This window comes from Microbacterium sp. JB110, from assembly GCF_003335195.1.
Taxonomy (GTDB): Bacteria; Actinomycetota; Actinomycetes; order Actinomycetales; family Microbacteriaceae; genus Microbacterium.
In genome coordinates this window covers 135,613-151,382 of record NZ_QPGM01000010.1, presented here as the reverse complement: position 1 = coordinate 151,382, position 15,770 = coordinate 135,613, and the positions used below count along the sequence as shown (strand labels likewise).

Here is a 15,770-nt window from a genome sequence, read left to right as displayed (position 1 = left end):
GTCTCGGCGAGCCGATACCGAACCGGAATGAACCCCATGCGGAGTTGTTTGACGATCCGTTACGTCATTTTCGCCCCAGGGCAGCGGGTGCGCCGTAGTGTGGCCACAACGTTCCCGACCGAAAGGCCTGTCGATGAGTGGCATCCACAAAGACATCACCAGCACGTTCGGGGGCACGCCCCTTGTGCGCCTGAACCGCGTCACCGAGGGCGCAGGCGCGACCGTGCTCGCGAAGCTCGAGTTCTTCAATCCGGGGTCGAGCGTGAAGGACCGCATCGGTGTCGCGATCGTCGACGCCGCTGAGGCGTCGGGCGAGCTCCCCGAGGGCGGCACGATCGTCGAGGCCACGTCGGGCAACACGGGCATCGCTCTCGCCCTGGTCGGCGCAGCCCGCGGCTACAAGGTCGTGCTCGCGATGCCGTCGTCGATGTCGAACGAGCGCAAGGTGCTGCTGCGGGCCTTCGGCGCAGAGCTGGTGCTCACCGACCCAGCCAAGGGCATGAACGGCGCCGTCGAAGAGGCCGAGCGCATCGTCTCCGAGACGCCGGGCGCGGTGCTGGCGAGCCAGTTCGCCAACCAGGCGAATATCAAGGTGCACCGTGAGACCACGGCGGAGGAGGTTCTCGCCGACACCGACGGCGACGTCGACATCTTCGTCGCAGGCGTCGGCACGGGCGGCACGGTCTCGGGCGTGGGCCAGGTGCTCAAGGAGCGCAAGCCAGACGTGAAGATCGTCGCCGTCGAGCCGACCGACTCGCCGCTGCTGAGCGAAGGAAAGGCCGGCCCGCACAAGATCCAGGGCATCGGAGCGAACTTCGTTCCGGAGATCCTCGACCGCGACGTCATCGACGAGGTCATCCCGGCACCGCTGGACAAGTCGGTCGAGACGGCCCGCGCACTCGCCTCCGACGAGGGCATCCTGGCCGGCGTCTCGTCAGGTGCCGCGGTATGGGCGGCTCTCGAGGTGGCACGGCGCCCTGAGAACGCGGGCAAGTCGATCGTCGTGATCGTGCCGGACACGGGCGAGCGCTATGTGTCGACGTTCCTGTGGGAGCACCTCCGCGACGCGTGACAGCCATGCAGAAGGGCCCGGTTCAGCTGGAACCGGGCCCTTCTGCATGGAACGCGCTGCCGACGGCTCGAGGGAACGAAACGCCGAATCTGCGAAAACGCTGAGAACGCGCTAGCGTGTTGAGCGATCGTACCTTCCTCCGCCGGCCCGGCGGGCACGGGGCGGGACGGGACGGTTCCCGTTTTCGTCGGCAGTTCGCGGAACGTGCGTTCGCGAATGAACGGAAACGAGATGAAGACGCACAAAGAGAACACCCCGCCCACCCCCTCCGCTTCTCCGAAGACCCCGCCTGCCAGATCGAAGGTCAATCGACCCGTTTTCTGGATCTCGGCCGTGATCGTGCTCGCGGTCGGCATCTGGACGCTGGTCAGCTCCGCCAATGCATCAGGAACGATCGGCGTGGCCGTCGGATGGATCTCGACCTGGTTCGGCCCGTGGTACTTCCTGATCAGCGCGGCCGTGCTCGTGTTCGTGATCGTCGTCGCCGTGAGCCGCGCGGGAAACATCCGACTCGGACCCGACCACTCCAAGCCGCACTTCGGGCTGCTGACCTGGTCGGCGATGCTGTTCGCAGCCGGCATCGGCACGGACCTGATGTACTACGCGGTCGCCGAGCCGGCCACGCAGTTCCTCGCGCCTCCCGTCGGCGAAGGCGGCACGACGGAGGCGGCACGAGAGGCCGTGGTCTGGACGATGTTCCACTACGGCCACATCGGCTGGGCCATGTACGCCCTGATGGGCCTCGCACTCGCCTACTTCCACTACCGCCGCGGCAGGCCGCTGTCGATCCGCTCCGCGCTCGAGTCGCTGCTCGGCGACCGGGTGTGGGGCCGCTGGGGCCACACCATCGACATCGCCGCGATCATGGGCACGGTCTTCGGTGTCGCCGTGACGCTGGGCATCGGCGTCTCGATGCTCTCCCGCGGACTGAGCGGGCTGATCGGCATCCCCGATGACCTGGTGCTCAAGATCGCACTGATCGTGATCTCCGTCGTGATGGCCACCCTGTCCGCCGTCTCCGGCGTCGCCAAGGGCGTGCGGCGCCTGTCGGAGATCCAGGCGATCCTCGCGCTGGTGCTGCTGGCGTTCATCCTGATCACCGGGAACACGTCGTTCCTGCTCAACGGTCTGGTGATGAACCTCGGAGATTACATCGCCTCGCTGCCGGCGATGACGCTCGACACCATGGCATTCGAGGCGCCCACCGAGTGGATGAACCTGTGGACGCTGTTCTTCTGGGCGTGGTGGATCGCATGGGCGCCGTTCGTCGGGCTGTTCCTCGCGCGCATCTCGCGCGGACGCACCATCCGGCAGTTCGTCGTCGGCACCATGTCGATCCCGTTCGTGTACATGATGCTGTGGGTGTCGATCTTCGGCAACAGCACCCTCGAGATCATCCGGGGCGGCGGCGAGACTGGCGAGACGATGGCCGATCTCGGCGTGAACGACGCGACGGGCAGCCTGTTCTATATGCTCGAGCAGTTCCCGCTCGCACCCGCGACGATCGGTCTGGCTCTGATCACCGGCATGCTGTTCTTCGTGACCAGCGCCGACTCCGGCGCGCTGGTGCTGGCCAAGCTCTCAGTCGACCCGAAGGCACACAATGACGACGCACCGAGTTGGCTGCGCATCGTATGGTCGGTGTTGGTCGGCCTGGTCACGCTCGGCATGCTCGTCGCCGGTGGCATCTGGGCGCTGCAGCAGGCGACCATGGTGATGGGGCTGCCGTTCTCGTTCGTGATCCTCGGCGTGATGGTCGCGTTCTGGAAGTCGCTGCGCAGCGAATCTCGCAAACAGGACACCACCCGGATGGCGCTGCCGTCGCGGCTGGCGGGGCGCAGCAGCGAGTGGCAGAAGCGCCTGCGCCAGCTGCTCAGCTTCCCCGGAGCGCGCCCGACCAGGCGCTTCATCGATCAGACCTGCCGCCCCGCGCTCACGGAGGTCGCGACGGAGCTCAACGAGCGCGGCGTCACGACACAGTTCACCGAGCATACGAACGGCGAAGACGACCTGCCATCGCTGCGGCTCGTGGTTCTGCACGGCGATGAGGAGGATTTCCGCTACGAGCTCGTTCCCACGCAGACGCCGGTACCCTCGTACGCCGGCGTCGACTTGAGCGACGCGACGTACTACCGCATGCAGGTGGTGTTCACGGAGGGCGCACAGGGATACGACGTCGAGGGATGGACCAAGAGCCAGCTCATCGACGACGTGCTCGACGCCTACGAGCTGCATCTGATGTATTTGCAGAGCTCCGCGGCACCCACCGTGGAGGACCCGGACGAGGAGAACGCGCAATGACTTCTACCCTGTACATCGACGGCTCCTGGCAGTCCGCCGCGGACGACGCGACACGTGAGATCCGCTGCCCCGCGGATGGGCGGCTGGTCGACACGGTATCCGAGGCGTCGGCAGTCGACACCGAGCGCGCCATCGCCGCGGCGCGGCGCGCCTTCGACTCCGGACCATGGCGCGAGACGACCGCGGCGGAGCGCGGCGACATGCTGCTGCGCTTCGCCGACCTGCTCGACCAGCGCCAGGAGGACTTCGCGCGGGCGGAGGCCGACGACACCGGCAAGCGCATCATCGAGGCGCGCATCGACATGGAAGACATCGCGGCCTGCTTCCGCTACTTCGGCAAGCTGGCCGCGAACGAGGCCGGCAGGATCGTCGACGCCGGATCGGCTGACGTGCTCTCGCGTGTGCAGCACGAACCAGTCGGCGTGTGCGCCCTCATCTCGCCGTGGAACTATCCGCTGCTGCAGGCAGCGTGGAAGATCGCTCCGGCGCTCGCCGCGGGCAACACCTTCGTGCTGAAGCCAGCCGAGCTCACGCCGCATACAGCGATGATGACCGTCGGCCTGCTCACGGAGGTCGGCGTCCCCGCGGGCGTGGCCAACCTGATCACTGGCGCGGGCGCGACGGCGGGAGAGCCGCTCAGCTCGCACCCCGACATCGACCTGGTCTCGTTCACGGGCGGTCTCATCACCGGCCGCCACATCATGGCGAACGCCGCGGCGACGGTCAAGAAGGTCGCACTCGAACTGGGCGGCAAGAACCCGAACGTCGTGTTCGCCGACGCCGACTTCGACGCCGCCGTCGACAACGCACTGAACGCCGCATTCGTGCACTCCGGCCAGGTCTGCTCCGCGGGCGCCAGGCTCGTCGTCGAGGAGTCGATCAGAGAGCGCTTCGTCGACGCGCTGGTCGAGCGAGCGCGGCACATCCGGATGGGCGGTCCGTACGATCCGGATGCGGAGACCGGCCCGCTGATCTCCGAGGCGCACCGGTCGAAGGTCAACGACTACGTGCAGCGCGCCGTCGCCGAGGGCGCCGTCGTGCGCTGCGGTGGACGCGAGGCCACCGACGAAGACGGCGATGGCCTCGGCAGCGGCTGGTACTACCTGCCGACAGTGATCGACGATGTCTCGCGCGGCTCCTCCGCGGTCACGGATGAGGCGTTCGGGCCGACCGTCACGGTGGAGTCGTTCGCCACGGAGGACGAGGCCGTCGAGATCGCCAACGACACCATCTACGGGCTCGCCGGCGCCGTGTGGACCCAGGATGCGGGCCGCGCCCAGCGGGTCGCCGGTCGGCTGCGTCACGGCACCATCTGGATCAATGACTATCACCCGTACCTTCCCCAGGCCGAGTGGGGCGGGTACGGCCAGTCCGGCTTCGGGCGCGAGCTCGGGCCCACCGGCCTCGGCGAGTACGTAGAGGCCAAGCACGTGTATCAGAACCTGCGACCGGCGGTGACGGGATGGTTCGCCGACCGACGCAGCAGCGACGAGGGGACGGTTTCAGGAGCATGACGGCCCACAGCACCCCCGCGCCAGGGGAGTACGACTACGTCGTGATCGGCGGCGGTTCTGCCGGTGCTGCGGTGGCGGCACGCCTGTCGGAGGACCCCGACGTCACCGTCGCGCTGCTGGAAGCCGGGCCGAGCGACGTCGGCGTCGACGCGATCCTGCAGTTGGACCGCTGGCCGGCACTGCTCGAGTCGGGCTTCGACTGGGACTACCCGATCGAAGAGCAGGAGTTCGGCAACTCCTTCATGCGCCAGGCTCGCGCCAGAGTGCTCGGCGGCTGCTCCTCGCACAACTCGTGCATCGCGTTCCACACCCCGGCGGAGGACCTCGACCAGTGGGTGGAGATGGGTGCGGACGGCTGGCAGTCGGAGAACCTGTTGCCTTACTTCCACAGGCTCGAGAGCAACGACCAGCCGGGCGCGCACCACGGGCACGACGGCCCCGTCACGCTGCGCCAGGTGCCGGACACCGACCCGTGCGGCGTTGCCGTTCTCGACGCGTGCGAGCAGGTCGGCATCCCTCGGATGCAGTTCAACAACGGCACCACGGTCGTCGAGGGCGCGAACTTCTTCCAGATCAACGCACGTGAGGACGGCGTGCGTTCGTCGTCGTCCGTGAGCTACCTGCATCCGGTGCTCGAGCGTGAGAACCTGTCGATCCTCACCGAGCATCGAGTCAAGCGGATCGTGTTCGACGACGATCAGCGCGCAATCGGCGTCGACGTGCAGGCGGCCGACCTCGCCGGCACGGTGCGCATCGGCGCAGGCCGCGAAGTGATCCTCTCGGCGGGGGCGATCGACTCCCCCAAGCTGCTGATGCTCTCCGGCGTCGGTCCTGCCGAGCATCTCGTCGAGGTCGGCGTCGACGTGCTCGTCGACTCCCCTGGGGTCGGCTCGCACTCGCAGGATCATCCTGAGGGCGTGATCTCGTGGGAGGCGAAGCAGCCGATGGTCACCGAGTCGACGCAGTGGTGGGAAATCGGCATCTTCTCCCGAACGCCCACTGCCGTCGAGCGCGGCGACGACCGGCCCGACCTGATGTTCCACTACGGCACGGCGCCGTTCGACATGCACACGCTGCGGCAGGGCTACCCGACGGCGGAGAACGTGTTCGTGCTCACGCCGAACGTCACGCACGCCCGCAGCCGTGGCACGGTGCGGCTGCGCTCCTGCGACTTCCGCGACAAGCCGAAGGTCGACCCGCGCTATTTCACCGACCCGCATGACATGCAGGTGATGGTGGACGGCATCAAGCTTGCCAGGGAGATCGCCGCTCAGCCCGCCATGGCGGAGTGGACGGGACGCGAGCTGTTCCCCGGTCCCGACGTGAACACCGACGAGGAGATCGCCGACTACATGGCGAAGACCCACAACACGGTGTATCACCCCACCGGTTCGGTGCGGATGGGCGCCGTCGACGATGATTCGTCGCCGCTGGATCCGCAGCTGCGGGTCAAGGGCGTTTCCGGACTGCGCGTGGCCGACGCCTCTGTGATGCCGGAGATCGTCTCGGTGAACCCGAACATCACCGTGATGCTGATCGGTGAGCGCTGCGCCGACCTCGTCAAGGCCGATCGTCTCGGCGTTCCGGTCGACGAGATCGCCCCGCGCTGATCGATCCGGCACGCCCGATCCCGCGCACGGGCCCGGCGTCGATATCTGCAACATCGATCCCGGGCCCTGCCCGGTTCGGTAGGTTCGAGGTATGGAAATCGGCATCCGCGAGGACATCGCCGCCGCCAGGCAGCGGGACCCCGCCGCGCGCGGTGCGGTGGAGATCGCGCTGCTCTACCCCGGCCTGCACGCGATCTGGGCGCACCGCATCAATCACCGGCTGTGGCGTCGCGGGTTCCGCTTCATCGCCCGTGCCGGTTCGCAGCTGATGCGGGCCATCACAGGGATCGAGATCCATCCGGGCGCGACGATCGGTCACCGATTCTTCATCGACCACGGCTCAGGCGTCGTGATCGGCGAGACCGCCGAGGTCGGCGACGACGTGATGCTGTACCACGGTGTGACGCTCGGCGGCCGCTCCCTCGCGAAGGGGAAGCGCCATCCCACCCTCGGCGACGGCGTCGCGGTCGGCGCAGGGGCGAAGGTGCTCGGCCCCGTCACGATCGGTGAGAACTCCACGGTCGGTGCGAATGCTGTCGTCACCCGCGACGCCCCCGCAGGCAGCGTGCTGCTCGGCATCCCCGCCAAGGTCCGCCCTCGCGAGCCCGGCGCCGACACCCAAGCTCTCCTTCAGGCCCCCGAGTACCAGATCTGAGCTTCAGACGGGCGGGAGCGGGAGGGTGCCGCGGGCGCGCTCCAGCTGCGCGGCAAGGGCGATGATCGCCGACTCGCCGCCTGGGCGGCCGACCAGCTGCACGCTCCAGGGGCGCTCATCAGGCTCTGACGTGACCGGCACGGTGATGGCCGGCAGACCGGCGACATTGACGAAGCTGGTGTGCGGAGCATAGCTGCACTGCCTGGCGAAGTTCTCCATCGGCTCGGTTCCTCGGCTCGCCCAGCCGATCGGCTGCGGCTCCATCGCCAGGGCCGGTGTGAGCACCGCATCGTACGCCGAGAACGCTTCGATCGTGGCGCGCTCGAACGCCGTCGCCGCCTGGTATCCGCCGATCACGGTCTCCGCGCTCAGCGCACGCCCCTGCCGCACCATCCAGGCGGTGAAGGGGCCGACGGCCGCGTCGAGCCGGTCGTCCGCGACGGGCACACGAGCGGCCGATGCCTTCCAGATCGTCGTGAACATCTCCGGGTAGCCCTTCGGATCCCACGTCGCCTCGTCGACGTCGTGGCCGGCCGTCGCCAGCGCCCGCGCCGCGAGCTCGTACGCGGCGAGCGCGCGCGGGTCGAGGGTCGTGTCCGTCCAGCCGTCCCACGGCGTCACGAGGGTGGCGCCGACGCGCATCCGGATATCCGGATCCCTGCGTGCGTGTTCCGCGAACGGCCCGCTGCCCTGAGCCGTCGTGGCGTGACGCGGCGGTCCGGATGCCGCCAGAGCGTCGAGCAGGTGGGCCGCGTCTTCGACGGAGCGGGCAATGGGCCCGGCGACCGACAGCCCGCCAGGAGAATCGAGCCCGTTCGCGATCGGCAGCCTCCCGCGTGAGGGTTTGATGCCGACCACGCCGACAGTGGCCGCGGGGATCCGGATCGAGCCTCCGCCGTCGGAGGCCGCTGCGGCTGGCAGCTGCCCGGTCGCGACGGCGACGGCCGCACCGCCGCTGGATCCGCCGGCGCCCGTCTCCGGTCGCCACGGGTTGCGCGCGGGCGGGGCGATCTCCGACTCGGTGTAGCCGGTGAGGCCGAACTCCGGGGTGTTCGTCTTGCCGAGGCTGATCGAGCCTGCGCTGTCGAGGGCCAGCGCCAGGGGGTCGGAGGTCTCTGGCACGAAGTCGATGAAAGCACGCGACCCGTATCTGGTGGGCACCCCGGCGCGGGCGACGAGGTCCTTGTCGGCGCCCGGCACGCCCCACAGCGGCGCTGCGCCTCTGCCATCCGGATTCAGCGCCCTCGCACGCTCGAGCGCTGCGGCCTGCGTCACCTCGACGAACGCACCGAGATCGCACAGCGCTCCGACCCGGGCGAGGAAGTGCCGCACGACCTCCTCAGGTGACACCTCGCGCACGGCGAGCGCGCGCGCCAGCGGGACGAGGCCGAGTTCATGAAGCTCCACTCCCCCATCTTCGCCCCTGGTCCGCTCCTGATGCGTCGACACGACACGCCGAATCGGTACTCAGTATTGCTTATTACCAGTACTCAGCGTTACTGTGTAGCAGTACTCAGCATCACTGACTATCGGAGGAGCAATGGGAAAACAGGAGACCGAGCTGCTCAAGGGAGTGCTCGAGGGCGTCATCCTCGAACTCCTGCGCGGCAGGGCGTGGCACGGATACGACCTCACGACTCACCTGCAGGAGCTCGGCTTCACCGATGTCGTCGAGGGCACCGTGTACGCCCTGCTCGTGCGCATAGAGCGCCGCGAGCTGGTCGACGTCGAGAAGGTCCCCTCCCAGAAGGGGCCGCCGCGCAAGGTGTACACGCTGAACGCCGCAGGGGTCGAACGACTCGACGAATTCTGGACAGCATGGGGCGCCATCTCCGGCCGCCTCGACCACATCCGCAACGGAGGGAACTGACATGGCACCGAAATGGATCGAGCTCGTCACGGGCTCGCTGGAGGACAAGAAGACCTACCGTCGGCTGAAGGAGAGGCAGAAGCAGCTGCCGTCGCCCTATCGCGAAACCGCGGAGGCGCTGGAGCGCTACCTGATGTCGGTGGGCGGGCTCGCGGGCGGAGCGGTGCTGCTCGAGATGATGCGCGACCTGCTGGAGCTGATGGAATCCACCGCCGAGAACCGATCACCGGTCAGAGAGGTGGTCGGCGAGGACCCGGTCGAGTTCATCGAGACCTTCATCACCAGCTACACCGACAAGACGTGGATGGACAAGGAGCGCGCAAGGCTGCGCGACGCCATCGATCGCGCCGCGGCTCAGGAAGGGACATCGTGACTGCGATCGCACCCGCCATCCGGGTCGACGGCATCGAGAAGTCGTTCAAGGACCTCGCGGTCCTGCGCGGAGTGAGCTTCGATGTCGCGCCTGGCAGCGTCTTCGCACTGCTCGGCGCGAACGGTGCGGGGAAGACGACGCTCGTGCGGATCCTCGCAACGCTGTCGCGTGCCGACGCAGGCTCCGCTCAGGTCGCGGGCCTCGACATCCGAACGCAGGCGCCGGGCATCAGGGATTCGGTCAGCCTCACCGGGCAGTTCGCCGCCGTCGACGAGGTGCTCACGGGCCGGGAGAACCTCGTGCTGGTGGCGAAGCTCCGCCACATCACCGATCCCCGGGGCGTCGCGGACCGGCTTCTGCACCGCTTCTCAATCTCGGATGCCGCCGACCGACGTGCCGGCACGTATTCCGGCGGCATGCGACGGCGGCTCGATATCGCGATGAGCCTGATCGGGGATCCGCCGGTCATCTTCCTCGACGAACCGACGACGGGCCTCGACCCGCACGCGCGGCAGGAGGTCTGGGGCATCGTCGAGGAGCTCGCGTCCGGTGGGACGACCGTGCTGCTGACGACGCAGTACCTCGACGAAGCCGAACGTCTCGCCGATCGCATCGCCATCCTCGGCGACGGGACGATCATCGCCGAGGGCACGCTCGACGAGCTGAAGAGCCGATTCCCGCCGGCGAAGGTCGAGTACGTCGAGAAGCAGCCGAGTCTCGAGGACATCTTCCTCGCGATCACAGGAAAGCAGATGGCTCCCGCCCCTGGTGCCGAAAAGGGGGAGGCAGACCGATGAGTGCGTCACACGCATTGAGCGACAGCCTCACGCTCACGAAGCGGTCGCTGACGCACATTCTGCGCAGCCCCGACACGATCGTCACGACAGCGCTGATGCCCATCGCGTTCCTGCTGCTGTTCGTCTACGTGTTCGGCAGTGCGATCGATGTGGGAGGCGCAGAGTACGTCGACTACCTGCTGCCAGGCATCCTGCTGATCACCGTCGCATCCGGTGTGGCGTACACGGCATACCGCCTCTTCCTCGACATGCAGGGCGGACTGAACGCGAGGTTCCGCTCCATGCCCATCGCCCGATCGGCCACACTGTGGGCGCACGTGCTGACCTCGGTGGTGGCGAACCTCGTCGCGCTGACGATCGTCACGGGCGTGGCCGCACTGATGGGGTTCCGCACCAGCGCGGGCCCGCTGGAATGGCTCGCGGTCGTCGGCATCCTGGTCCTGTTCACCCTCGCCCTGACGTGGGTCGCCGTGCTGTCGGGCCTCGGCGCGAAGTCGATCGACGGCGCGAGCGCGTTCAGCTACCCGCTGATCTTCCTGCCCTTCCTCAGCTCGGCATTCGTGCCGACTCATGGCATGCCGGGCCCCGTGCGCTGGTTCGCGGAGAACCAGCCGGTCACGCCGATCGTCGAGACTCTGCGCGCACTGTTCGGCGGCACGCCCGTGGGCGCGGAGATCTGGATCGCCCTCGCCTGGTGCGCGGCTATCCTCGCGGCCGGATGGCTCGCGGCCTCCCTGCTCTCGCGCCGGCGATTCGGATGACGGTATCCGGCACGGTCGCGCCGCGAACAGCACACAGACCACCGGGGGCATCGCCCATTCGGATCGTATCGTCTGCCCTTCGACGATCCGGGCGATGCCCCCGGTGGGGTCCCTCCCCTACAGGTGCTCACCTCCCCGACGGGTGAGCCGCCTGTATCCGATCAGTGCCGCTCCGAGCAGGAGCATGCCGAGTGCGACAGCCGCGGCGGTCGAAGATGCCCCGCCGCCTGTCACCGCCAGCCCCGACGTCGGTGCAGCGGGAGTCGGCTCAGTGGGAGTCGGCTCAGCTGGCATCGGTGCGGCGGGCACCGGTGCAGCGGGAGTCGGCTCAGCGGGAGTCGGCGGGACGATGGCCGGTGTCTCCTCCTTCTCATTCGTGAAGGTGCACACGACGACCTGTCCGGGCGCGAGGTCGATCATGGCCGCCGCGCCGTCGTACGAAGCCGCTGCGGCATCACCGGTTCCGTCGTCGACGCAGGCCAGCCCGCTCAGCATCCAGCCCTCGCGCTCCGCCTCGGCCACGGTGTAGCCGCCGGGGTCGAGCAGACCGGTCGAGAAGGCCGCGTCATCATCCGTCAGCGAGAACGCACCGGATGCGTCACCGCCCGGCCCCCACGAGAAGTCGAAGGCCGTATCGTCGTGGCCCGGATCCGTCACCTTGTCGACGATGATCTCTCCGCGCTTGACGTTCTCGATCTCGCAGGAGATCTCGTCTCCCGGATGCACCATGAAGCCCGACGGATCGATGGCGTCGCCGTCGACGGCGCACATCAGGTCACCGCCGACCCATATGTCCCCGGCGTCGACTTCGCTCAGCGAGTACATCGACCCTCCCTGCAGTGCGGGGAACGTCGTGTGCCCCGTACCGCCGGATGTCGTCGCCGTACCCGTCATCGCCTCGCCGGAGCCGTCCAGCGGCTGCAGCACGAAGTCGAATTCTCCGTCACCGCCGAGCGCCGACTTGGTCACGGTGACGCTGCCGGGTACCGCGGTGTTCTCCGCCCAGCACTCGACCATGAGGCCGGGTGTGATCTCGATCTGGTATCCGGCCATGCCGGCGTCGGCATCCGGTGCATCGCACCCGATCGCCCCCGCCGTCCAGACGCCGCCGGGATCGGTCTCCATCAGCGTGACCACGTCACCGACGACAAGGCCGGTCCATGTCTCCATCGGGCTCTCGTTCGTGACCGTCCGCTCATCGCCGTCCAGCTGGAACGCGAAGCTCCACGGGTAGTCGTCGGAGACGCCGTTCACGCCCTTGGTGAGCGAGACCTGACCGGGCGCGGCGGTGTTCGTCAGCGAGCACACGACCGACAGTCCGGACGTGATCTCGATCTGGTGACCGGCCATGCCGGCATCGGCATCCGGTGCATTGCACGAGATGTCGCCGTTCGTCCAGCCATCGGGCAGGCTCGGCTCGGACAGCGTGTAGACGTCAGGGGCGAGGTCGCCCCATTCAGCCGTCGGAGCATCGCTGTTCACGGTTCTGGCATCCCCGTCCAGCGAGATCTCGAACTCCCACCAGTAGCCGTCGGCCGTGCCGTCGACGCTCTTGGTGACGGTCACCATCCCTGGCTCGATGTCGACGTACGCCACGGAATAGTGCGAGATGTCCTTCCCACTGGAGTGACTGATCGTGACCTCCTCCTGCGGCGGGTCGACGTCGACATACTCCGGGCCTTCGTCCTGCTGCGCGGATCCCGCCTTGACGCAGTACGCGGAGATGAGCTTGCCATCGGGCGCCGTGATGACGAGAGATTCATCGCTCCCTACGACATCGATCTTGCCGCTGTCGAGTCCCTCGCAGACCTGCTCTTCTTCCTCGGCAGCGACGGCGAGCTCCTCGTCCTTCGCGAGTTCGGCGTCCTTCTCACTCTCGCCTTCCTGTGCGACATCCGACGCGGCAGCGTCGTCGCCGCCGTCGGCCGTGTCGTCAGCAGCCGTCCCGACGTCATCGCCTGGCGGCTCCTCCACGGGAGCGTCGGGTTCAACGGGTTCGGGCTCCGGCGCGACCGGCTCGGATTCGGGCACCACAGGCGCCGGCTCCGGTTCGGGTTCGGGCGCGGGAGGCTCGGGTTCCGGCTCGGGCGCGGGAGGCTCAGGTTCCGGCGCGGGCGGTTCGGGTTCGGTCTTCGGTTCAGGCGCGGTCGATTCCGCGTCCTGGGCCGATTCGTCGGCCGCCTGCTGTTCCGCCGGCGGCGGCGCGCTGTCGTCCGCGAACGCGGGCGCAGCGGCGAAGGATGACAAGAGCGCAGCACAGAGCGCGCCGAGTGTGAGCAGGGTGAGTCCCCGCTTTCGGGTATCCACGTTGTTCCTTTGAGAGTGGACGAACACAATGGGCGGGCATGCACAAAGGCACGCCCGGCTGTGTCGCCACGGCACTCGATCATCGGATCGTGGGCAGAACGGCGCGGCGTCAACTCTGACGAAACCGCGCCGACAACCAGGTGTTCAGCATGTCGTGTCGGCCAGTTCGGATAGGAGCGGTTTCGGGTTCCGCTCCAACCGGTATAGCGCTTGTCCCGAATCCTACGCCCGCACACCCGCGCTGACAAGGGCAGCGCTCTCCACGTCCCGCCCCTGATGGCGACGCCGATTCGCGAGTGCGAAATGGTCGATATCAGCGCCGAAACGCGCACAACGGCACTCGTGAACGACGAGTCACCGCCGGTAGGCGCGCAGGATACGCCGGATGGCTTCGCGCGGGATGCGGAATACGTGCTCGGATGTCAGGCGCACGGCGCGCCAGCGGTGCTCCTCCATGCGAGCGAAACGATTGATGTCGTGCTCGAACTGCGCTCGCTCCCTGTGCCCGTCGCCTTCGTACTCGATTGCGAGACGGCGATCCGGATAGGCGAGATCGGCGCACGCGATGAACATGCCGCTTTCGGAGCGGATGTCGTAGTCGATCTCGGGCTCGGGCAATCCGGCATCGACGATCATCAGACGCACCCGGCTCTCCGGCCGCGACGACGACCCGGTTCGTGCCCGCTCGAGCCCTCGGCGCAGTGCGGGCGCGCTCTGCCAGCGGTTCGAGCGGAGCACGGTGGCGAGTTCGTCGCGAGTCGCGAAGGGTGTGGTGCGGGCGAGTGCGTGGAACCCTCCGGGCGAACGAGGAAGACGCAGCAGATAATCGGTCGCCGCAACGAGATCGTACTCACTGAGGAAGGGGCCGAGCGTCGCCCACGTCAGTGCCGGAGTCGCGACGCTGAGACCGTTCACGACTTCGGCATCAGCCACGCACAGTCGGCTCCCCCTGATCCCCGCTCGCCGCGGCGGCGTCCTGGGGTATCGCACTCCGACGTGAAGCATCTCGTGCGTCCTCATCGGCATCGGGACTCCGCGGATGAGGGCGGCGGTCGGCCCGATGAAGAACGCATGCTCCGGCATGATCTGCGCATACGCCATGATCCGCTGCCAGGCGTCATCCCGCTCGGCTTCTGCCGCGGATGCGCGAGGAACGGCATCCCGCACCGCACGCACGCGCACGCCGCGGAACGGTCGCTCCAGATCGGCCGAGCGCAATCGCCCGGGGAGGACGCCGCGCGAGGCGGCCTCGACTACCGAGAACTGTTCGCCGAGACCGTCCGGCAGCCTCCCCGACCCGCGCATCCACCGATCATGCCCCGCTGCGCGCTCTCCTCGCAGAACCTATCCACAACCCGCGCTCGCGAGTGCGAAACCGTCGATATCGGCGCCGAAACGCGCACAACGGCACTCGTGAACGACGCCGTCACTCCCCGAGCGAGGCGAGGCGCTCGGCCTCGTCTGCCTCGATGCACGACTCGACCACGGGGGCGAGTGCGCCATCCATGACGTGGTCGAGGTTGTACGCCTTGTACCCCGTGCGGTGGTCGGCGATGCGGTTCTCGGGGAAGTTGTACGTTCGGATGCGCTCAGAACGATCCATGCCGCGGATCTGGCTCTTGCGCGCATCCGCCGCGGCGGCCTGCAGCTCCTCCTGCTGCCTGGCGAGCAGGCGGGCCCGCAGCACCCGCATGGCCGCCTCGCGGTTCTGCAGCTGCGACTTCTCGTTCTGCATCGACACCACGATGCCGGTCGGCACGTGCGTGATGCGCACGGCGGAGTCGGTGGTGTTCACCGACTGCCCGCCTGGGCCGGATGAGCGGTACACGTCGATCTTGAGGTCGTTCTGACTGATCTCGACCTCATCCGGCTCATCCACCTCGGGGAAGACCAGCACTCCGGTCGTCGACGTGTGGATGCGCCCCTGCGACTCGGTGGCAGGCACTCGCTGTACGCGGTGCACTCCGCCCTCGTACTTCAGGTGCGCCCACACGCCGCTGGCCGGGTCGTTCGACGAGCTCTTGAACGCCACCTGCACGTTCTTGTAGCCGCCGAGATCGGAGTGGTCCGACTCGATCATCTCGGTCTTCCACCCCTGCGACGCCGCGTACTGCAGGTACATGCGCAGCAGATCGGCGGCGAACAGAGCGCTCTCCGCTCCGCCCTCCCCCGCCTTGATCTCCATGATCACGTCGCGGGCGTCATCCGGGTCGCGCGGGATCAGCAGACGGCGCAGCCGCTCCTGCGACTCGGCGAGATGCTCCTCGAGCGAGGGAACTTCGGCGGCGAACGCCTCGTCCTCTGCGGCGAGCTCGCGCGCGGCGTCGAGGTCCTCCCCCGCGCTGACCCACGTCTGGTGCGCCTGCACGATGCGGTTCAGTTCGGCGTAGCGCCGGTTGACGCGCTTCGCTCGCGCGGGGTCGGCGTGCACCGCCGGATCGGAGAGCTCCTCCTGAACCCGACGGTGCTCGTCGATGAGCGCATCAACCGACTCGAACACTCGTTGCTCC

At 68.0% G+C, this 15,770-nt stretch carries 13 protein-coding genes; 9 read left to right on the top strand and 4 right to left on the bottom strand.

Annotation, left to right across the window (positions count from 1 at the left end):
* Positions 1–133: 133 nt before the first annotated feature.
* From cysK to epsC, 5 genes are all read left to right on the top strand, one after another.
* Positions 134–1,072 (top strand): cysteine synthase A, encoded by a 939-nt coding sequence (cysK, locus tag CIK77_RS16165; protein WP_087056396.1) that lies wholly within the window; start codon positions 134–136, stop codon positions 1,070–1,072.
* Positions 1,073–1,303: 231 nt separating this feature from the next.
* Positions 1,304–3,373 (top strand): choline BCCT transporter BetT, encoded by a 2,070-nt coding sequence (betT, locus tag CIK77_RS16160; RefSeq protein ID WP_087056607.1) that lies wholly within the window; start codon positions 1,304–1,306, stop codon positions 3,371–3,373.
* A complete protein-coding gene (locus tag CIK77_RS16155; RefSeq protein WP_087056395.1) occupies positions 3,370–4,887 on the top strand; it encodes an aldehyde dehydrogenase family protein in 1,518 nt (505 codons plus the stop codon). The genes betT and CIK77_RS16155 overlap by 4 nt, the downstream gene beginning before the upstream one ends.
* Complete coding sequence (locus tag CIK77_RS16150; protein ID WP_087056394.1) at positions 4,884–6,497, top strand: GMC family oxidoreductase; 1,614 nt, start codon at positions 4,884–4,886, stop codon at positions 6,495–6,497. Before CIK77_RS16155 ends, CIK77_RS16150 begins: the two co-directional genes overlap by 4 nt.
* A 91-nt stretch (positions 6,498–6,588) precedes the next feature.
* A complete protein-coding gene (epsC, locus tag CIK77_RS16145; RefSeq protein ID WP_087056393.1) occupies positions 6,589–7,152 on the top strand; it encodes a serine O-acetyltransferase EpsC in 564 nt (187 codons plus the stop codon).
* A 3-nt stretch (positions 7,153–7,155) separates the two neighbouring features.
* Here epsC and CIK77_RS16140 read toward each other — a convergent pair whose 3' ends face one another.
* Positions 7,156–8,559: an amidase gene (locus tag CIK77_RS16140; protein WP_087056392.1), complete on the bottom strand. Its 1,404-nt coding sequence runs from the start codon at positions 8,557–8,559 to the stop codon at positions 7,156–7,158.
* Positions 8,560–8,692: 133 nt separating this feature from the next.
* Between CIK77_RS16140 and CIK77_RS16135 the strand changes: the two genes are divergently transcribed.
* The 4 genes from CIK77_RS16135 to CIK77_RS16120 are packed head-to-tail and all read left to right on the top strand — an operon-like array spanning position 8,693 to position 10,953.
* Complete coding sequence (locus tag CIK77_RS16135; RefSeq protein ID WP_087056391.1) at positions 8,693–9,022, top strand: PadR family transcriptional regulator; 330 nt, start codon at positions 8,693–8,695, stop codon at positions 9,020–9,022.
* Between the two features lies 1 nt (position 9,023).
* Complete coding sequence (locus CIK77_RS16130) at positions 9,024–9,395, top strand: DUF1048 domain-containing protein (protein ID WP_087056390.1); 372 nt, start codon at positions 9,024–9,026, stop codon at positions 9,393–9,395.
* Positions 9,392–10,192, top strand: coding sequence for an ABC transporter ATP-binding protein (locus CIK77_RS16125; RefSeq protein WP_087056389.1), 801 nt, complete (start codon positions 9,392–9,394; stop codon positions 10,190–10,192). Before CIK77_RS16130 ends, CIK77_RS16125 begins: the two co-directional genes overlap by 4 nt.
* Positions 10,189–10,953 (top strand): ABC transporter permease, encoded by a 765-nt coding sequence (locus CIK77_RS16120; RefSeq protein WP_087056388.1) that lies wholly within the window; start codon positions 10,189–10,191, stop codon positions 10,951–10,953. The genes CIK77_RS16125 and CIK77_RS16120 overlap by 4 nt, the downstream gene beginning before the upstream one ends.
* A 117-nt stretch (positions 10,954–11,070) precedes the next feature.
* Here the strand turns inward: CIK77_RS16120 and CIK77_RS17785 are convergent, their stop codons facing one another.
* From CIK77_RS17785 to prfA, 3 genes are all read right to left on the bottom strand, one after another.
* Entirely contained in the window at positions 11,071–13,260 is a 2,190-nt protein-coding gene (locus tag CIK77_RS17785) for a prealbumin-like fold domain-containing protein (protein WP_181861429.1), read from the bottom strand.
* 354 nt (positions 13,261–13,614) lie between these two features.
* Positions 13,615–14,565 (bottom strand): hypothetical protein, encoded by a 951-nt coding sequence (locus CIK77_RS16110; RefSeq protein WP_087056387.1) that lies wholly within the window; start codon positions 14,563–14,565, stop codon positions 13,615–13,617.
* Between the two features lie 121 nt (positions 14,566–14,686).
* A complete protein-coding gene (gene prfA / locus CIK77_RS16105; protein WP_087056386.1) occupies positions 14,687–15,760 on the bottom strand; it encodes a peptide chain release factor 1 in 1,074 nt (357 codons plus the stop codon).
* Positions 15,761–15,770 lie beyond the last annotated feature (10 nt).